The 17,074-nt window shown below is 58.7% G+C and carries 22 protein-coding genes; 11 read left to right on the plus strand and 11 right to left on the minus strand.

The genetic code is table 11. From position 1 onward, the window contains the following. Positions 1–5: 5 nt before the first annotated feature. The 11 genes from B5V00_RS00925 to B5V00_RS00975 all read left to right on the plus strand — a co-directional run bounded on the left by B5V00_RS00925 (position 6) and on the right by B5V00_RS00975 (position 8,173). On the plus strand, positions 6–1,274 hold the full coding sequence (locus B5V00_RS00925) for a M16 family metallopeptidase (protein WP_085008565.1): 1,269 nt from the start codon (positions 6–8) through the stop codon (positions 1,272–1,274). A gap of 76 nt (positions 1,275–1,350) precedes the next feature. Then, the gene (dut, locus tag B5V00_RS00930; protein WP_085008567.1) at positions 1,351–1,806 is read left to right on the plus strand and encodes a dUTP diphosphatase; all 456 of its coding nucleotides are present in this window, start codon (positions 1,351–1,353) and stop codon (positions 1,804–1,806) included. A 2-nt stretch (positions 1,807–1,808) separates the two neighbouring features. After that, complete coding sequence (locus tag B5V00_RS00935; protein WP_172399563.1) at positions 1,809–2,087, plus strand: YbeD family protein; 279 nt, start codon at positions 1,809–1,811, stop codon at positions 2,085–2,087. Positions 2,088–2,351: 264 nt separating this feature from the next. Continuing rightward, the gene (locus B5V00_RS00940) at positions 2,352–2,966 is read left to right on the plus strand and encodes an L-threonylcarbamoyladenylate synthase (RefSeq protein WP_085008571.1); all 615 of its coding nucleotides are present in this window, start codon (positions 2,352–2,354) and stop codon (positions 2,964–2,966) included. Beyond that, on the plus strand, positions 2,966–3,355 hold the full coding sequence (locus tag B5V00_RS00945; RefSeq protein WP_085008573.1) for a hypothetical protein: 390 nt from the start codon (positions 2,966–2,968) through the stop codon (positions 3,353–3,355). Before B5V00_RS00940 ends, B5V00_RS00945 begins: the two co-directional genes overlap by 1 nt. A 118-nt stretch (positions 3,356–3,473) precedes the next feature. Further along, the gene (locus B5V00_RS00950) at positions 3,474–4,622 is read left to right on the plus strand and encodes a phosphotransacetylase family protein (protein ID WP_085008574.1); all 1,149 of its coding nucleotides are present in this window, start codon (positions 3,474–3,476) and stop codon (positions 4,620–4,622) included. Continuing rightward, positions 4,619–5,644 carry an FtsH protease activity modulator HflK gene (gene hflK, locus B5V00_RS00955; RefSeq protein ID WP_085008577.1) on the plus strand — a complete coding sequence of 342 codons (1,026 nt, stop codon included), beginning with the start codon at positions 4,619–4,621 and terminating at the stop codon, positions 5,642–5,644. Before B5V00_RS00950 ends, hflK begins: the two co-directional genes overlap by 4 nt. Then, the gene (hflC, locus tag B5V00_RS00960; protein ID WP_085008579.1) at positions 5,641–6,588 is read left to right on the plus strand and encodes a protease modulator HflC; all 948 of its coding nucleotides are present in this window, start codon (positions 5,641–5,643) and stop codon (positions 6,586–6,588) included. The genes hflK and hflC overlap by 4 nt, the downstream gene beginning before the upstream one ends. 52 nt (positions 6,589–6,640) lie before the next feature. Beyond that, a complete protein-coding gene (locus B5V00_RS00965) occupies positions 6,641–7,171 on the plus strand; it encodes a glycine cleavage system transcriptional repressor (RefSeq protein WP_085008582.1) in 531 nt (176 codons plus the stop codon). A 28-nt stretch (positions 7,172–7,199) separates the two neighbouring features. Further along, positions 7,200–7,496, plus strand: coding sequence for an Imm27 family immunity protein (locus B5V00_RS00970; protein WP_085008584.1), 297 nt, complete (start codon positions 7,200–7,202; stop codon positions 7,494–7,496). A 164-nt stretch (positions 7,497–7,660) separates the two neighbouring features. Next, positions 7,661–8,173, plus strand: a complete 513-nt coding sequence (locus B5V00_RS00975; RefSeq protein WP_085008587.1) for an O-acetyl-ADP-ribose deacetylase — start codon at positions 7,661–7,663, stop codon at positions 8,171–8,173. A 76-nt stretch (positions 8,174–8,249) separates the two neighbouring features. Here B5V00_RS00975 and B5V00_RS00980 read toward each other — a convergent pair whose 3' ends face one another. The 11 genes from B5V00_RS00980 to B5V00_RS01030 form a co-directional block, all read right to left on the minus strand. After that, positions 8,250–9,140, minus strand: a complete 891-nt coding sequence (locus B5V00_RS00980; protein WP_085008589.1) for a HAMP domain-containing protein — start codon at positions 9,138–9,140, stop codon at positions 8,250–8,252. Positions 9,141–9,210: 70 nt separating this feature from the next. Further along, positions 9,211–9,819 carry a chemotaxis protein gene (locus B5V00_RS00985; RefSeq protein WP_085008591.1) on the minus strand — a complete coding sequence of 203 codons (609 nt, stop codon included), beginning with the start codon at positions 9,817–9,819 and terminating at the stop codon, positions 9,211–9,213. A 189-nt stretch (positions 9,820–10,008) separates the two neighbouring features. Then, a complete protein-coding gene (locus B5V00_RS00990) occupies positions 10,009–10,311 on the minus strand; it encodes an EscU/YscU/HrcU family type III secretion system export apparatus switch protein (protein ID WP_085008593.1) in 303 nt (100 codons plus the stop codon). A 1-nt stretch (position 10,312) separates the two neighbouring features. After that, on the minus strand, positions 10,313–11,347 hold the full coding sequence (locus B5V00_RS00995) for a hypothetical protein (protein ID WP_139800610.1): 1,035 nt from the start codon (positions 11,345–11,347) through the stop codon (positions 10,313–10,315). A 65-nt stretch (positions 11,348–11,412) separates the two neighbouring features. Then, on the minus strand, positions 11,413–12,123 hold the full coding sequence (locus B5V00_RS01000) for a PilZ domain-containing protein (protein ID WP_172399564.1): 711 nt from the start codon (positions 12,121–12,123) through the stop codon (positions 11,413–11,415). Next, on the minus strand, positions 12,113–12,787 hold the full coding sequence (locus B5V00_RS01005; RefSeq protein WP_085008599.1) for a flagellar brake protein: 675 nt from the start codon (positions 12,785–12,787) through the stop codon (positions 12,113–12,115). The genes B5V00_RS01000 and B5V00_RS01005 overlap by 11 nt, the downstream gene beginning before the upstream one ends. Positions 12,788–12,838: 51 nt before the next feature. Next, complete coding sequence (locus tag B5V00_RS01010) at positions 12,839–13,252, minus strand: hypothetical protein (RefSeq protein WP_085008601.1); 414 nt, start codon at positions 13,250–13,252, stop codon at positions 12,839–12,841. Positions 13,253–13,260: 8 nt separating this feature from the next. After that, on the minus strand, positions 13,261–13,707 hold the full coding sequence (gene fliS / locus B5V00_RS01015; RefSeq protein WP_085008603.1) for a flagellar export chaperone FliS: 447 nt from the start codon (positions 13,705–13,707) through the stop codon (positions 13,261–13,263). Next, positions 13,704–15,089, minus strand: a complete 1,386-nt coding sequence (gene fliD, locus B5V00_RS01020; RefSeq protein WP_085008606.1) for a flagellar filament capping protein FliD — start codon at positions 15,087–15,089, stop codon at positions 13,704–13,706. Before fliD ends, fliS begins: the two co-directional genes overlap by 4 nt. 22 nt (positions 15,090–15,111) lie before the next feature. Beyond that, positions 15,112–15,465, minus strand: coding sequence for a flagellar protein FlaG (locus B5V00_RS01025; protein ID WP_085008608.1), 354 nt, complete (start codon positions 15,463–15,465; stop codon positions 15,112–15,114). A gap of 94 nt (positions 15,466–15,559) precedes the next feature. Beyond that, positions 15,560–16,984, minus strand: a complete 1,425-nt coding sequence (locus B5V00_RS01030; protein WP_085008610.1) for a flagellin N-terminal helical domain-containing protein — start codon at positions 16,982–16,984, stop codon at positions 15,560–15,562. Positions 16,985–17,074: the final 90 nt, after the last annotated feature.

Genomic DNA, 17,074 nt, shown 5'->3' on the forward strand with positions numbered 1-17,074 from the left:
GGGGCATGATTCAGTCCACGACGCTGCAGAATGGCCTGCGGGTCATTACCGAATACGTGCCGGGAGTCCATTCCGTATCCATAGGTTTATGGGTCGCGAATGGTTCCCGGCACGAACCTTTTGAGCACAATGGCGTCGCTCACTTTGTCGAACACATGTTGTTCAAGGGGACGACCCGTCGCACGGCTCGTGCCATCGCCCGGGAGATCGACGCGGTCGGTGGCTTTCTCAATGCCTTCACCACGCGTGAATTCAGCTGTTTTTATGCCAAGGTCATGGGAGACAAGCTGCCCATGGCGCTCGACCTGCTGGCTGACATCATCCTCGATTCGACCTTCGATCCCGAAGAGGTGGAAAAAGAACGGAAGGTTATTCTCCAGGAACTGCACATGGTGGAGGATGCTCCCGAGGATTGCATCCATGATCTTTTCTGCCAGTTGTTCTGGAAAAAACATCCGCTCGGTCTGCCGACGGCCGGCACGGCGAAAACCGTTTCCGGGCTGCAGCGACAGCAGCTGATTGACTATCGCGACCAGCGATTCGTCGGTCGAAACCTGATGGTCTGCGCCGCGGGGGCGGTCAATCATGATCGCCTGCTCAATGATGTTGAACGGTTGCTCGGGAGTCTGCCCGCCGGCTCCCTTCCCGCCGGCGGCGGCGGATTTGAACCCCAACGTCGGGTCAGTATTGAACACCGGGACCTGGAGCAGGTCCATTTCTGCCTCGGGACCAGGGCCTTGCCGCAGAATCATCCCGACCGCTTTGCCGGTTTTTTGCTCAACGCCATACTCGGTGGCGGCATGAGCTCTCGCCTTTTTCAGGTGATCCGCGAGGAACGCGGACTTGCCTATTCTGTCTACAGTTATCTCAACTGTCATGTCGACAGTGGTTGCCAGGTGGTCTATTCCGCCACGTCGCCGACCGATTCAGCGGATGCCATCCGCCTGGTGCTGGCGGAAATGCGGCGCCTCAAGGAAGAGCCGGTTGAAGATGACCTGCTCCATGACATCCGTGAGCAGTTGAAGGGCAACCTGATCCTTTCCCTGGAAAGCACCGACAACCGGATGAGCCGGCTGGCCAAAAATCAGTATTATCTTGGTGGACAACTTGAAATTGACACCGTTATTGAACAGTTTGACCGGGTGACCGCAGAGGATGTGCGTCACCTGGCCGCTGAACTTTTCACCAACCGGAGTCTCAACCTGCAGTTTCTCGGCAAGCTGGAGGTGAGCGGTTTTCCGATGTTCGATCTAAACCTGGACCCGAATCCGTGAGTACCTTGCCTGTGAGTAGTACTTGCACTCTTCATCCGGCATAAACTCACTGATTCAGGTGGACTGAGAGGTTTTCGTGTCATTACCAGTCGTTCGTTGTCTTCGTCTGCATCCCGATGCCGTTTTGCCGCGTTACATGACCGCCGGGGCCGCCGGTATGGATCTGCATGCCGTCATCGACGGGAGCCTGCTGCTGACGCCCGGTGAACGCTGCCTGGTACGCACCGGCCTGGCGCTGGAAATCCCTCCCGGTTTCGAAGGTCAGGTTCGTCCACGGTCCGGTCTCGCTCTGCGTCATGGCCTGAGCATGGTTAATGCGCCGGGGACCATTGATTCCGATTACCGTGGTGAAATCGGGGTGCTGTTGATCAATCTCGGCCAGGAGTCGATTCGAATCAGCAGCGGCGACCGGATCGCCCAGTTGGTGATCGCTCCCGTTGTCCGGGTGGAACTGGCCGAGGTCGCCGAACTGAACGACAGTGAACGGGCCGATGGTGGTTTCGGTCATACCGGTATCCGCAGGGAGGTGTGATCGTGGGTCAGGCGGATTCCCCGGAAGAGTTGTTTGATTTTCCCTGTGATTTCCAGTTCAAAGCCTTCGGTGAGACGGCGTGTGAGGAAAGCTTCTGCCGCGAGGTCCTGCAGGCGGTCAGCCGGGTGATTCCGGTGGATCGGGAGGCCCTGTGTTCGCGGACCAGTTCCGGCGGTCGCTATGTCTGCGCGACCATCACCGTCCGAGTGAGCAGCCGTGGCCAGATGGAGGCCATCTATGCCGAGCTGCGGACTCTTGAAGGCCTGCGTTACCTGCTCTGACCACTGTCGCGCGGAGGTGGCGGTTGTTGCAGATGCCGGTTAATCAGTGTATTCTCACAGCTGATTCAGACGATATTCATACCTGAATCCGTGAGTCCCTTGTCGGCGGATAGCGCAAGTCATTACCCTGCCTGAGCTTTCCAAAAATCACCGGCGAACCTATGGGTGCGCCTCAGATTTTTGAAAAACCCATTCAGGCCAAGCACTTGCACTCTCCACCCAACAGAAACTCACGGATTCAGGTCATAGTCAGGAGCCCCGATCATGCTGATGCCCATCAATGCTGAAACTCCACAGCTCCGTCTCGTCCGCCGGGTTGTCGAGACCCTGACCCGGGGCGGAGTGATTGCCTATCCCACCGACACGATCTACGGGATCGGTTGCGATATCTTCAACAAAAAAGGGGTCAGGAAGATCTACCAGATCAAGCAGCGGGATGCCCGCAAACCCTTTTCCTTCATCTGTTCCGACCTTTCCGAGGTTGCCAATTATGCCCGGGTCAGCAATTTCGCTTTCAAATTGATGAAACGCCACCTGCCGGGCCCCTATACCTTTGTTCTTGAGGCGAGCCGCGTGGTTCCCGATCTGCTGGTGACCCGGCAGAAAACGGTCGGCATCCGGATTCCCGACAATCCCATCGCCACCGCGATTGTCCGGGAACTCGGTCATCCCCTGGTAACGACCAGCGCCAACCTGGCCGGTGATGAAATTATTCAGGATCCCGCCGATATCGAAGAGAGTCTTGGTAAAAAACTCGACCTGGTGGTCGACGGCGGCATCCTCAACAGCCAGCCTTCGACCGTGATCAGCCTGGTGAATGATCAACCCGAGGTCCTGCGCCTGGGATGCGGTCCGGTGGACTGGTTGGAGCAGGGCTGATGCGTAAAGAGGTGACGGTAGCCTTTCATCCCTGTCGCTTTGAAACGGAGACCTGGTCATACGAGATCGACCGTACCCTGATCAACGCCCGGCTTGAGTCTCAGGGGGCGGAGTTGGCCGGGCTGGGTGTGCGGTTGCGGATTGTTGATGACAACAGTCGGACCATCGAGGTCAGGGGGTACGGTGATCTGCTCAACAGCATTCGCCTTCGGTCTCCGGCCGACGGGATTTCCAACCTCTGCCTCGGACATATCATCGGCCCGAGTCGTGACTGTGACCTGATCGAAGATATCCGGCGAGGGATCAACCGCGTCGCTTTCGCGCCGGAAATGATTCGCCCCGAGGATGAAAACCTTCGAGTTTGTCATAATTGCGGTTGCGGCTGCTGAAATCGCCGGGATTTCTTTCCGGTTCCTGTTTTTTGTTCCGAATTTTAAAAATTTCATTGTCCACAGTGGTACACTGCATCTATACCCCGAACCATGAATCCGGAAGGATGAGCTGTTAATGGCTCGAAAGATTTTCATTGCCGCCACCAGTCAGAACTGCGGCAAGACCACCACCAGCCTGTCATTGATGCACATGGCCCGCAAAAAGTATCCGCGGGTCGGTTTCATCAAGCCGATCGGACCGAAACCGGTACTTTACCGTGGCCTCAGCGCCGACAAGGACGCGGTGGTCATGGCGCGGGTTTTCGGCCTTGAAGACGATCTGCGGCTGATGTCACCTTTTGTTCTGCAACCGGGCGATACCCGCCGCGTTCTGGACGGCAAGATTGACCGCGGCCTGATCGCCGAACGGATGCTCGAGGCGATTGAGGAACTTGACGCCAAAAATGATTTCCTGATTATCGAAGGCGCCGGTCATCCGGGCGTCGGTTCGCTGCTCGGCTGCAACAACGCCCGCCTGGCCGCGGAATCAGGCGCGGCGGTGATGCTGGTGACCGGCGGCGGACTCGGCAACGTGGTCGACAGCGTCTGCATGAACCTGGCCTTGTTCGAGAAAGAACAGGTCGATGTCAGGGCCGTGCTGGTGAATAAGATCATACCTGACAAGCGCGAGCGGACCCTGGATTACCTGGAACGCGCTTTCGCCGACCATGCTCTCAAGCTGATCGGCGGTTTCAACTATCAGCCGATCCTGGCCAACCCGACTCTGCGGCGGATTGCCGGGGTGCTTGATATCGAACTGCATGCCGACGAGGAGGAGGCGCAGCGGATCGTTCATCACGTCCAGCTTGGCGCGGCCAGCGCCCAGCGGGTCGCGGGGCTGTTGCAGGATTCAACCCTGGTTATTGTCAACAGCAGTCGGGATGAGTTGATCGTCACCCTGGCGAATCTCTATCAGATCCCCGAATGGCGTACCAAGCTGGCCGGGATCATCATTCCCGGAACGGGTGAGGTCAGCGCCATCTCCCAGCAGATCATCGAAACCAGCGGTATCCCGTACATGCGTGCCGGGCGGACATCGACCAGGGTGTTTGAAATCATCAAGGAAGATGTTTCCAAGCTGACCGCTGAAGATACTCACAAAATAGCTTTGATCAGTGAACTGGCTGAAAAACGCTTTGATTTCGAAGCGATTGACGCCTTGTTCGACCAGGAGACCAGGTCTCCCGGACGACCGACAACCTCCAACGACACGGAGCATTTATGAACGACTGGGGCCAGGGTTCTCCTGGCGATGAATTTGAAAAGAAAGTTGTCGAGATCGGTAAGCATATCAAGAATAATTTTCGTCCGAAAAAGGAGCTGCTGATAGTCATCGTGCTGCTGGTGCTCGGTTTTGGCGCCTTCAACAGCTTCTACGAGGTCGACACCGAGGAGACTGGTGTCCTGCTGCGGCTGGGCAAATTTGTCGGTTATACCGAGCCGGGCCTGCATTTCAAGCTTCCCTTCGGTATCGATCAGGTCTACCTGGTAAAAACCGGACGGGTTCTCAAGGCCGAGTTCGGGTTCCGGACCGTGAATCCCGGTGTGCGGACGACCTACACCAAACGGGGGCTGGAGGAGGAAGCTCTGACCCTGACAGGGGATCTCAACGTCAGCGATGTCGAGTGGATCGTGCAGTACCAGGTCGCCGATCCGTTCAAGTATGTTTTCCGCATCAAGGACCCGGTTGAAACCATTCGCGACCTGTCCGAAGCGATGGTGCGACGGGTGATCGGCAACTCCAATGTCAGCGCGGTGCTGACCACTGAACGCGCGCAGTTGGCGACCGAAATCCAGAAGGACCTGCAGCAGGCGCTCAACGATTACGATATCGGCGTGCGTATCGTCACCGTCAAGTTCCAGGATGTGACCCCGCCGGACCAGGTCAAGGCGGCTTTCAACGAGGTCAACGAGGCCGAGCAGCAGAAGGAGAGCCTTATCTTCAAGGCCCGCGAACAGTACAATCGCGAGGTGCCGAAGGCGCGTGGCACGGCCAAGAGAACCGTGCAGGAAGCCGAAGGCTACGCGGTCGAACGAATCAACAAGGCACGCGGTGAAACCGACCGTTTCCTGGCGTTGTTGACCGAGTACCACAAAGCGCCGGAAGTCACCCGCAGACGAATCTATCTTGAAACCCTCGAAAAGGTGCTGCCCCGATTGAAGGAGATCTATATCATGGACGGAGCCGGTACCGGAGCGCTCCCGCTGCTGCCGCTGCGCGCGGAAACGAAAGGGGGTGGCAAATGAAAGCCCCGATCCTGATTGTTGTCGTGGCGCTGGCCGTTATCCTGGCCAGCAGCAGTCTTTACGTTGTCAATGAAGCCGAGCAGGCGATTGTCACCCAGTTCGGCAAGCCGGTCGGTGATGTCAGCACGCCCGGTCTGCATTTCAAGATTCCCTTTATCCAGAACGTCAACAGGTTTGAAAAACGGATTCTGAAATGGGACGGTGATCCCAACCAGATCCCGACCAAGGACAAGAGGTTTATCTGGGTGGATACCACCGCCCGCTGGCGGATTGTTGACCCGTTGCTCTTTTTCAAGACCGTGGCTACCGAACGGGGCGCCCAGAGCCGCCTGGATGACATTATCGACTCGGTGGTCAGGGACGCGGTTTCCGAACGGCTGCTGGTTGAACTGGTGCGCGGCAAAGATTACAAGCCCCAGAAGCAGGAAGCGGAAAAATTTGTCGTCGAAGGGGTCGAGATCCGGCCCGAACAACTGGTCGGTCGTGAGGAGATCCTTGCCGGTCTGCTGGCCAAGGCCCAGGCCAGTACCCCGGAATACGGCATCGAACTGATCGACGTGCAGATCAAGCGCATCAATTATGTTGAACAGGTCCGCAAGCGGGTCTATGAGCGGATGATCAACGAGCGTAAGAAGGTGGCGGCCAAGTACCGCTCCGAAGGGGAGGGTGAACAGGCCGAGATCCTCGGCCGGATGAACCGTGAGCTGAAGGGCATTACCTCCGGGGCGCTGCGCAAGGCTCTTGAAATACGCGGCAAGGCGGACGCCGAGGCGGCTGCGATCTATGCCGGTGCCTACAATCGGGACCCGGAATTCTACTCCTTTCTGCGAACCCTTGAATCCTACAAAAAGACGATCCGGGAGAACGGTCGGCTGGTTATTTCCACCGATTCCGATTTTTATCGTTATCTGAAAGAGCTCGCGCCGAAGGATACCCGACGTTAGCACCGCTGTCCCCCGGCCGGAACCGGGGGATTGTTTTTACGAGGAGGAAGGAATGGAAAATCGTTTCATCATGACCGCGTTCGGTGAGGATCGTCCGGGGATCGTCGCCGATGTCACCCGCATCCTGTTTGACAACGGCTGCAATCTCGAAGAAACCAGCATGACGCAGCTGGCCGACGAATTTACCCTGATCCTGCTGTTCTCAGCGGATCGTCCGGAGATGACCGAGCTGCTGGAACGTGAATGCCGTCGGCTGGAAAAGGAGAAGGGCATTTCCGCCTTTGTCAGGCCGTTGCGGAACCGGAGCGGGCGAACCACGGTCGCGCGGGCTGGCTCGGTGCTGCATGTCGAAGGGGTCGACCAGGCCGGCATCGTCTATAAAGTCAGCCAGTTCCTGGCCGACAAGGGGCTGAATATCTGTGATCTGAAATCGCAGGTCAGCCCGTCCCCCGGCAGTGGTACCATCCTTTATATTATGGATATCCATGTCCAGTTGCCGGAAGGAACCGACCTGTCCACCTTTGAGCAGGGCCTGGCCGTTGTTGCCGATGACCTGAATGTCGATATCAGCTTCAGCGCCTGAGCAACGAACTTCAGAGGGCGATTGAACGATGGAGATGGAACAGGAACTGAAGCCGACGCCGCGTGAAACCCTGCTGCATGGTCTCTGGATCGATACCGGCAGCCGCATGGAGAAAGACGCGACCTGGCAGCGTATCCTGTGGCTTGTCGGAAACCATCTGCAGCTCCTTGCTGAAGTCGAGGATGGAAAGCTCTACAGGGATCCGACCGATGGCCGCTTGTGGGAACTTGTCAAGACCCGTCCCGAACTGCCCGATGGCGGTCCGCCGATCCTGCGCGTCATGGAAAGCGCCCGTGCTGAGGAGATATACGGAGTAAGCTTGTAAGCCGTTGCCGGGGTCACTCGCAAGGTGATGAAAAAGTCGTGTTCTCCGGGCTGAGCAGAAATGTCCCGCTGCCAGGCGTCCGAAACCCCTCGGAACAGGGTGTGCCGGACGGTACATTGGAGCACAACAGATTTTCATCAGCCTGCTGGGAGAAGGAGGTTGAGATGGCGGCTATTGAGATCGTTCAGGGCGATATCACCTCACTGGAGGTCGATGCGATTGTCAACGCGGCCAATCGAACTCTCCTCGGCGGTGGCGGGGTCGATGGCGCGATCCACCGCGCCGCCGGGCCTGAATTGCTGGAGGCTTGTCGAAGCCTGAACGGCTGTCGGACCGGTGAAGCGAAGATCACCCCGGGATTTCGGCTCTCGGCGCGGTACGTTATCCATACGGTTGGCCCGGTCTGGCATGGCGGGGATCGCCAGGAGGAACAATTGCTGGCAGCCTGTTACCGCAACAGCCTGGAGTTGGCCGAACGGCATGGCCTTACGAGCATTGCCTTTCCGGGGATCAGCACCGGGGTCTACGGTTTTCCCGTTGCGCGGGCCTGTCCGATTGCGATCGGTGAAGCGCGTGGTTTTCTTGAAAGGACGGAAATGATTTCAAGAATTGTTTTCTGCTGTTTTTCCGGCGCGGACCTGGATGTGTACCGGAAAAACCTGGCTGCAGAACAGTAAGCAGGAGAATGAGATAAGAAATATACGAGCGGCTGTCGAAAGACAGCCGCTCGTTCTATTTGATCCCTGTTCCAGGTTATCGCCTGGCGAGTTTTTCCATTGCCAGCTTGATGCTGACCCGGAGTCGTTCCAGCACATCGGCCAGCCGGGCAATTTCATCCTTGCCCTTGACCTCGATTTTCTGATTGACCTTGCCGCCGGCCAGGTCCGCGGCGTGGGCGGTCAACTCCTGCAGAGGCTTCAGGGACTGGTTGACCACCAGGAAAACCGCAATCACGCAGACCACCAGGGTGCCGAGCATGATCATCAGCAGGGTCGCCTTCAGCCTGGCCTGGGCCATGCGGGTTTTTTCCAGGGAGAAGCCGATGCGGAATCCGCCCCAATGTTTACCCTTGACGATGATCGGGCTGGAGATATCCCACATCGTTTCACCGGTATCCCGGTGGTAGACCTGCAGAAACGCCGGCTGTTTGTTCTGCGCGGCGGCAATGCCGACCGGGTCGTTGAAAATCCGCTTGGTGCGGTTGCCGACCAGATCCTTCTGCTGGTCGCCGGTGATCGGCTGCTGGTAGCGGGTATTGTGGGTCGGCAGGTAGCCGTTGACATCGACGGCGACGGCGAAAACCACTGATTCATCCTTGGTGAACTCGTCCTCCATGGCGAGGATCGCCTTGTCCATATAGGAATCGTAACGGGTGTGGTATTTGGGCGGCGTAAAACCGGGGATCAGCTGGTAATCGTGGTCAAAGGCGTCCTTGACGCTGAAAACGCCGTTGTCGATGGCCTCCTCAAGAACTTTGCCGACAAGTTTCGCCCCGATAAGGGATTCAATCTTGCCCCTCTCCAGAAGCTGGTCTTCGAGGCTGGAACTCTGCTGCTGAATGATATAGAACGATCCGGCAGCAATGACGATCAGCAGCACGACGCTGACCAGTACCGCCACTTTGACGGCGATCTTGTTGAACATACGACACTCCTCCTGATGACAGTTGCGTCCCTCAATCGATGGGACAAAATGATAATGGACGTGGAATTGTTTACTGTTTCATGTAGCCGATGCGGACCGCGCCCCAGTGACGGCCTTGGATCCAGACCGGCACCGAGAGGTCGGTCATGACTTCTCCGGTGTCGCGGCTGTAGCGCTGCAGCAGGTAGGGTTTTATGTTGCGTGCCGCCGCCAGCCCGGTGCGGTCGTTGAAGATGCGCTTGGTGCGGTTCCACTTGGTGTCATGATCGCCGTCACCGGTCATCGGCTGGGAATATTTGGAATTGTGGGTCGGCAGATAGCCGTTGCGGTCGACGGCGACGACGAAGATGAAGCGTTTGTCGGCGGCCAGGCAGGAGTCAAGAATCGGCAGCAGCACACCATCGGTGAGGCGGTCGTACTGGGTGTGAAATTTCTGCGGGTCGGTTCCCGGAATAGGGATATAGAAGGTGTCGAACAGTTGCGGCAGGGTCAGTCTGCCGGAGGTGAGCAGCAGATCGAACTGCCGGGTTATCTTGTCGGCACACTGTCGGGCCAGCTTTTTCGCCTTCTGATCAAGCGGGCTCAACTCGGCGGCCCGGGCTGTTCCGGCGGACAGCAGAAGGCAGAGGCAGAGCGCGGCCAGGACGGTCGGCCGTAGTGCGAAACGAGTTGGCAGCATGTCTCCTCCTGAAATGATCACCTGAAACAGGTAGTAATAAAACGTAATTATATTTCTAATGAATTGGTTTGGGCAAGGGAAATCTTTTAACGATCTGGAATAACAATGTTTGTTGTGGTGGGTTGAATCATGTCCGGAAAAATGGGATGTGTGCTGCCGTAGTTTTTTGAATTGCAGTAAAACGCGATTTCACCTAACTGCGATCTCAGTCTGAGCGCTTCGGGCATGATCCTGATTGACCTGGTAGATAAAGGCCAGCAGTTCCGCAACGGCCTGGTAGAGTTCGAGGGGGATTTCGTCGCCGGTCGGAACCCGTGACAACAGTTCGACCAGGTCGGGATCGGAGACGATATTGACGCCCGATTCTGCCGCCAGCTGGACGATCTTTCTGGCCAGCTCCCCGCGGCCGCCCGCCACCACCTTCGGGGCCCGGTCATGGTTCTTGCGGTAAAGCAGGGCAACAGCTCTGTCTTCAGCCGATACCGTGTCCATCTCAAACCCTCGTGTCAAAGACGGTGCTGCGACCGCCGCTCAACAGGTTGACCAGGTGCTGTTGGGGCGCGGTCGCGTCACTGCTGAAGTTCAATCCGGCGAGGCGCCAGGGCTGCAGCCGTTGTTCCAGTTCGTCCCTGTAGCCCTCCAGGAATGCCATGCTCTGCCGTGATTCGGTCCTGATCCTCAGGGTCAATCCCCGCTGATCGAACAGCATATTGATATTCAGGGCGCCGATGGAGCTGAGCTGCAGGTAGAGACTGAGCATGCCGCCCGACCGGGGCGTGTCCCCGTTGCCCCTCGGGTGTCGCTCTGCCAGCAGGTAACCGTAGTCAAGAAATGGAAAGGGCAGGGGGAGCAGCAGAAAGCCATCCTCGTTCAGCCGCGCGCGGAAAATCTGTGTCGCTTCAATGAGTTGATGTAGATGCCGGATGCGGTCCGCAGTCGGGTTGTCCTGCCCCTGAACCCGGTCAAGCAGTTCCAGGACCGCGCCCTTGAGGTTGGCCAGGGGGGCCTCGGCCGGGTCCTGTTGCAGTCGTTGCTCAAGGTCAAGCCCCAACACCCTGACCAGGGATTTCAGAAAACGTCCCTCGGTTCCTTCCGTCTGACCACTGAAAAAGAGCAACGCTCCCTGGAGGGCATCCCTGGCCGCGGGTGAGAGAGCCCCTGCCAGGGGATGATTCGGCGCGGCCAGTTCTTCCAGCAGGGGCAGCAGGTCGAATGATTGACCCGCCAGATGCAGGACCTGCCGCACCCGGTCCGACAGGCTGAATGTCAGCAGCCGCAGTTCCACCCCTTCAGAGTTTTCGACAATCTGCAGCGAGAGTTTCTGTCCCGTCATCAGCGGGGTTTCGGTTTCAACCAGGAATTTCCTGCCCCCCAGCTGCAATACCGCCTTTTCCAACCCTCCCTCGGCGACAGTAGCCCGCACCACCTGGTCTCGTCGCAGGTGCTGATCTCGGCTCTCCCGCAGATTGATCGTCGCGGCGGCCGGGACAAGTGTGTTGGCGGCTGCCAATGGGTTGATAAGAGTCATCACCCTTCACATCGACCGCCGCCGGGAAAAACTTAAGTTCGGTTTTTTCTGCCGCCGGGGTGGAATCAGTTTTCCGATGACTCTTCGTGCTGTTCGAGGCTGGGACTGAGAACTTCGCCGAGCAGTTTGACGCGGTTGTGCATGGAACGGAAATGGCGGGTGAGTAAAAAGGTTTCCAGTTGATCCCGGTTCTCCTGGCTGAGATCGGTGAAGGAAACAATGACTTCATAGCGGGACAGTTCCAGCGGCTGGCAGCGGATGACGTCGCCGGTGACATTGACCCTGCTCCGGGGCTGTCCGGGAAGGGATATCTCAAGGTGAAGCTGCTGCCCGGGATGAAAGTGGTCGGGCCCGATAAAACGGATGCTTCGGTTGCTGAGAGTGACCTGGCGGGTCCGGGCTTTGCGCAGTCGTGACCATCTGGCCGAGCCGGTCCATTCGCGGATCTGGATTTCGGCATCGATGCGTTGGGCGCTGCGGGTGGCGGCATGCTGGACGACGGATTCGATCCGTAGGGAAAAACGCCGCGGCGCGAGGCGGTGTTCGAGCCGGCCCCGGTAGAGGAGAACGGACTCTCCGAGGTCTCTGGTGATGACCCAGTTCTCCGTATCTACAGCAGGCGGAACCCCGGTCTCCGATCCGTCGATGCAGACTGTCAGGTTCTGATCGATACGTTCCACCGCCGCGTCAAGGGTCCGGCGTGTGCCTCCCGAGAGGGGAATGGTGACGCGCAGCAAGGCCCCTTCTGTCAGGCCGACCATGAGATTATCGGTCATCACGGCTCTCTTCCGGTTTGACCTTGACCCGTTTGCGCAATTGTTCCCGTTGCTGGGCGAAACAGTAGGAAATAATCCGGTCGCGGTCCCGCGGGGCGATTTCAACAAAGGCCAGGGCGATTTCAACTTTCCCGTTGTCGGTTTCATCGATCCTGACGACGCGGCCGACGCACTCGGCATCAACTTCGGGGAAGCCTTTCAGACAGAGTTTGACATCGACCTTGTCGCGCATGCGGAAGCGGCCTTCGACCGGGAAACGGATACCGCCGCCGCTGAGGTTGACCCGGGCGTTGGAAACCCGTTTCTGAATCGGTTCCTTGTCGCTGCGATAGAGCAGGGAGACTTCGGTATCAACCCGGAAAAACTCCCGTTTCTGCATGTTGCTGTAGCTCTGGACATTGGCCAGGCGCAGGCGTCGGGGGGGGATGATTTTGTCGATGTTGGCACGGACCACGTACACCAGGCCGCCGACATCGAAGGAGATGGTACATTGGCCGCCGGGATCGATTTCGTCGATCGGCAGCTGCCCGGGGGAAAAGGTCACCTCGAAAAAAGGCGGTATGGTTTCTTCGGGGGTGCAGTCGAGCGCAAGCATCCGTCGACCGATCAACGGAACGTTGATGCGGACCAGCGGACATTCGGCGAGAAGATCGATCGGGGCCATAAATCAATCCCATCCTGGGAGGTTTGCAGGGGCTCCCACCCCGATTGCAGATCAGGTTGTATAGTGGAAGGTGGTCCCTTTGCGGCCGGTCGATTTGTATTTGCCGAGGGCGCTTCTGCCGCGGCGGTTGCGCTCCAGTTCGTCGGCCATCACCGACATTTTACCTTCCAGTTTATCAACCAGCAAGCGGTTGCATTCACCGATTCGATTCAGCAGTTCCCGGCGCTGTTCGACCAGCTTCTGCGGCAGGACGGAGATCCCGCTCTCCTCGACGCGTTGTTTCATCCGGGTGTCGAGACGTGCGGCTTCGGCCTGCAATGCTTCCAGTTCCTTGAGTTTTTCACGGATCACCAGCGGCCGGTTGCCGGTGATTTCTTCCAGCAGTGTTTCCATGAAGCCCGCCATGCTCAGGTACTGGGCGTTGCAGGTCGCCAGCAGGGCGGCAATTTCATCAGTTGTGTTCATTGCTGATCCTAAACCTGGGCCTGGGCGGTCAACCTGCGCGCCGGTTCCGGGGGCGCGGCCTCCTGGCGCTTCTCCGCCAGTTCACGGTTGCGGATTTCAATCGCTTCGCTCCAGGTCTGGCGCAGGTCCCGCAGCAGATCCTCGACTGTCCGAAGGGGGGCCGGGTCGTTCTTCAGGTTGCCGTTGGTCAGTTCGCGGATGATAAAATTATAGAGCGCGTCAAGATTCTCGGCAATTTCGCCGCCGATCTCGTGGTCCAGGGTGTCGGAGAGGGTGGTGACGATATGGATGGCCTTGCTGATCGATTCCGCCTTGCGGACCCGGTCGGCGTTGGCCAGGGCCTGGATCGCCTGCACCGTGTTTCTGATCGCGCCGTCGTAGAGCATGATCAGGATCTGCTCGGGGGTTGCCTGGTTCACCTGGTTCTGCTGGTATTGATTCCAGAAGGCATTCATTTTTTAGAACTCCATATGTTCGCCAGCATCGACATCTGCTGGGTGAGGTAGTCTCCCTGGGCATTGAGCCCACTGACCAGTTCTTCCATGGCGCTGAATTGCTGCTGAAGGGTTTTTTCCCGCTGGTCGAGCCGGGTCTGCATCTGCGTAATCCGGTTGTCGATACGGTCCATAATGCGATTGATGCTGTTTTGGCGGCTGGCGAGAAACCCTTCGCGACTGTCGGTCATTGCTTTCAGGTAGGTTTCGAACTGGACGGAAATTCCGTCCTTGGTGCCGTTTCCGGCCAACAGGCTGACCACCCCGTCCAGGTCGGTTGCCAGGGCGTTGTCCAGGGTGTCGTTGTTGAGAACCAGGGTGCCGTCGCGTTGGGTTTCGAGCCCCAGTTCGGCCAGGCTTTTGAAATTGCCGCCGGTGTCCACCATGTTGGTGAGAATATTCTGCAGATGACGCTTGATGGTGTTCATCCCCGAGTCGCCGGCCAGCAGACCGGCGGTTTTGCCGTCCTTGGCCGACTGGCTCGAAACGAAGGTCATGATCTGGTTGTAACTGTTGACGAAATTCTGGATTTTCCCTTTGACCACGTCCTTGTCCTGGAGGATGGTCATGGTACTGACGGTGGCACCGTTGTCGGCCTTGTCGAGGGTCAGGGTGGTGCCGGGGATGGCATCGGTGAAAACGTTGCTGTTGCTGTAAAGATCGACCCCGTCAACCGAGATGTGGGCCTGGCTTGCCGGCTGGGTTTCGGTGAAAATCGGGTTGGCATAACTGCCGCCGGTCAGACCGCTGACGTCGATGGTGAAGCCGACGTCGGCCGGGTCTCCGGCCTTGGTGCCGGAAACCACCAGCCGGTAGGGGGTGCTGGTGCCATCGTTGATGATGGCGGCCTTGACGCCGATGCCGGCATCGTTGATCGCCTTGACGATCCCTTCGAGAGAATTGTTGCTGCTGTCGATGGTGATGTTGTGGCTGACCGGCGTGGTGGTTCCGGTGGTGATGACCAGGGTCCCGGTTCCGAACGATGTTGCGGCTTTGTCGGCGTATCCCTGGCTGACATCCTTCTCAACCTGCGCGAAACTGTAGGAACGGATCTGGTAGCTGCCTTCGATGGCATCCTTGGTGGTGGTTGTCGCCGTGACCAGGGATTCCCCGGTAAAGGAGGCTTTTTTGGCCAGCAGGTTGTCGCTGGAATTGAGGGCCTTGACGTCGGTCAGCAGCTTGTCGAGGGAACCGCTCAGGACGCCATAGGCGTCGAGCCGGGCACTCTGGTATTCCTTGTCCGACTTTAAGCGGTCGATCGGTTTGCGGTCGGCCGCCATGATCCCTTCGATCAGGGTGGTGGTGTCGATGCCGGTTGCGAGCCCGTTGAAATTGATCGTCATGAAGAATGCCCTCTGTGCTGCTTCAGCTTTCGGTGTCGACCATCAACCCCCGAAGGTCCTGCAGTGCTTTGGACGAGCGGAGCAGCTCTTCGCTGGGAATCTGCCGGACCAGTTCACCTGATTCCCGGTCGACAATGCGGATCACCAGGGAGTTCACATCCTTGTTCATCTCGAACTGGATGCTGTACTGGCCGTTGCTGGTAATCTGCTTGATCTTGTCGAACAATTCTTCCGAATTGACTTTCTGTTCCTTCTTTTCGGCATCGGGGAGTGCCCGCGCGACCTGCCGGTCCTGTTCGACCTGTTCGACCTGTTCGGCCATCTCGAATTTGGGCGGTGCGCCGACGTTCCCGGGTGCGATCGCTTCGACTTTCATGCCTGACTCCCTTCGCTGAAATTTTTTCTCATCAGATGCCCCGGGTTAAAAAACGGGGGCCGGAGCGCCCGGCCCCCATACCCGGTTTACCTGATTATTTCAGCAGCGAGAGGGCCAGCTGCGGGGCCTGGTTGGCCTGTGCCAGGATCGAAACACCGGCCTGCTGCAGGATGTTGTTCTTGGTCATCGCCGAGGTTTCCTGGGCGATATCCGCGTCGAGAGTCCGCGAACGGGCGGCGGAGAGGTTCTCGGCGACATTCTGCAGGTTGGCGATGGTGGTTTCGAAGCGGTTCTGCACCGCGCCGAGATCGCCGCGGATCTGGTCGATGGCGCCGAGGGCGGCGTCGACCCGCTTGATGGCGGTCTGGGCGCCGGCGGCGGTTGAGATATCGATGGAATCGACCCCGGCGGTGTCCTTGGCGATGCTGGTCAGTCCCGATTCGGTGCCGCCGCTGACGGTGATGGTGTCGGTGGCGTCCATGCTGATCTTGCCGCGGTTGACGCTGCCCGACGAGCCCACGGTACCATTGCCGGCGAAGCCGGTGGCGGTGCCGCTTTCAGTGACGACGATGTTGCGGCCGTCGGCGGCGGTCAGAGTGAGGTTGGTACCGTCGTCGGAGGCGACCACGCCGGTCTTGTCGGAGACGGAATTGATGGCGTTGCGGACGTCGGTGACGGTCAGGGCGGAGCCCGAAACGTCGGTGCCGGATGTGTAGACGGTGACGCCGTTGATGTCGAGACCGTAGGTGTCGCCGGTGGTGCCGCCGATGTTGGCCCAGGTGGTGGTCGCGATCTCGGTCTTGGCCGAGACCGAGAGCCCGGCGATGCCGGCGTCATTGATCGCCGCCGCCTTGGCGTAGGCCGAATCGGCGCCGCGGTAGGTGGTGTCGGTGGCGTGGGCGAAGTTGGCGCTGGAGGCGATGCCGGTGGCGGCGCCGGAGCCGACGGCGATGGTCATGCCGGTGGTGGTGTTGGCGGTGACCGTGGTGCCGGTGCCGGTGGCGATGTGGCCGAGGCTGGAAGCCTTGGCGCTGGAGATGTTGAAGGAGATGGTCTCACCGGCGTTGGCGCCGACCTGGAAGGTGGCACCGGTGAAGGAGCCGTCAAGAACGCGGCGACCGTTGAAAGTGGTGGTCGTCGCGATCCGGTCCAGTTCGCTCTGCAGCTGGCCGACCTCGGCCTGCATCGAAGCGCGGTCGGACGAGGTGTTGGTGTCGTTGGCCGACTGCAGGGAGAGTTCGCGGATACGCTGCAGGATATTGGTACTTTCCTGCAGGGCGCCTTCAGCCGTCTGCGCCAGGGAGATGCCGTCGTTGGCGTTCCGGGAGGCCTGGTTGAGACCGCGGATCTGCGACGTCATCCGGTTGGCGATGGCGAGGCCGGCGGCGTCGTCCTTGGCGCTGTTGATGCGCAGACCGGACGAGAGACGCTGCATCGATTTTCCCAGGGCGTTCTGGGACCTGTTCAGGTTTCGCTGGGCGTTCAGAGAAGCGACGTTGGTGTTGATTGTCAGTGCCATTGTAATTTTCCTCCGTGAAGGTGGTGTTGGTGGGCTTCCGTGCCCGGTTCAAATGAAAGTGAACGTCCATGGGGGGGCCGCGTCCTGAAA

The sequence above is a fragment of the Geothermobacter hydrogeniphilus genome (assembly GCF_002093115.1).
Taxonomy (GTDB): Bacteria; Desulfobacterota; Desulfuromonadia; order Desulfuromonadales; family Geothermobacteraceae; genus Geothermobacter_A; species Geothermobacter_A hydrogeniphilus.

Coding starts and splice junctions, on each gene's coding strand:
- B5V00_RS00925 (WP_085008565.1), top strand. CDS start 6: ATGATTCAGTCCACGACGCTGCAGAATGGCCTGCGGGTCATTACCGAA.
- B5V00_RS00940 (WP_085008571.1), top strand. CDS start 2,352: ATGCTGATGCCCATCAATGCTGAAACTCCACAGCTCCGTCTCGTCCGC.
- B5V00_RS00945 (WP_085008573.1), top strand. CDS start 2,966: ATGCGTAAAGAGGTGACGGTAGCCTTTCATCCCTGTCGCTTTGAAACG.
- B5V00_RS00950 (WP_085008574.1), top strand. CDS start 3,474: ATGGCTCGAAAGATTTTCATTGCCGCCACCAGTCAGAACTGCGGCAAG.
- hflK (WP_085008577.1), top strand. CDS start 4,619: ATGAACGACTGGGGCCAGGGTTCTCCTGGCGATGAATTTGAAAAGAAA.
- hflC (WP_085008579.1), top strand. CDS start 5,641: ATGAAAGCCCCGATCCTGATTGTTGTCGTGGCGCTGGCCGTTATCCTG.
- B5V00_RS00965 (WP_085008582.1), top strand. CDS start 6,641: ATGGAAAATCGTTTCATCATGACCGCGTTCGGTGAGGATCGTCCGGGG.
- B5V00_RS00970 (WP_085008584.1), top strand. CDS start 7,200: ATGGAGATGGAACAGGAACTGAAGCCGACGCCGCGTGAAACCCTGCTG.
- B5V00_RS00975 (WP_085008587.1), top strand. CDS start 7,661: ATGGCGGCTATTGAGATCGTTCAGGGCGATATCACCTCACTGGAGGTC.
- B5V00_RS00980 (WP_085008589.1), bottom strand. CDS start 9,140: ATGTTCAACAAGATCGCCGTCAAAGTGGCGGTACTGGTCAGCGTCGTG.
- B5V00_RS00985 (WP_085008591.1), bottom strand. CDS start 9,819: ATGCTGCCAACTCGTTTCGCACTACGGCCGACCGTCCTGGCCGCGCTC.
- B5V00_RS00990 (WP_085008593.1), bottom strand. CDS start 10,311: ATGGACACGGTATCGGCTGAAGACAGAGCTGTTGCCCTGCTTTACCGC.
- B5V00_RS00995 (WP_139800610.1), bottom strand. CDS start 11,347: ATGACTCTTATCAACCCATTGGCAGCCGCCAACACACTTGTCCCGGCC.
- B5V00_RS01000 (WP_172399564.1), bottom strand. CDS start 12,123: ATGACCGATAATCTCATGGTCGGCCTGACAGAAGGGGCCTTGCTGCGC.
- B5V00_RS01005 (WP_085008599.1), bottom strand. CDS start 12,787: ATGGCCCCGATCGATCTTCTCGCCGAATGTCCGCTGGTCCGCATCAAC.
- B5V00_RS01010 (WP_085008601.1), bottom strand. CDS start 13,252: ATGAACACAACTGATGAAATTGCCGCCCTGCTGGCGACCTGCAACGCC.
- fliS (WP_085008603.1), bottom strand. CDS start 13,707: ATGAATGCCTTCTGGAATCAATACCAGCAGAACCAGGTGAACCAGGCA.
- fliD (WP_085008606.1), bottom strand. CDS start 15,089: ATGACGATCAATTTCAACGGGCTCGCAACCGGCATCGACACCACCACC.
- B5V00_RS01025 (WP_085008608.1), bottom strand. CDS start 15,465: ATGAAAGTCGAAGCGATCGCACCCGGGAACGTCGGCGCACCGCCCAAA.
- B5V00_RS01030 (WP_085008610.1), bottom strand. CDS start 16,984: ATGGCACTGACAATCAACACCAACGTCGCTTCTCTGAACGCCCAGCGA.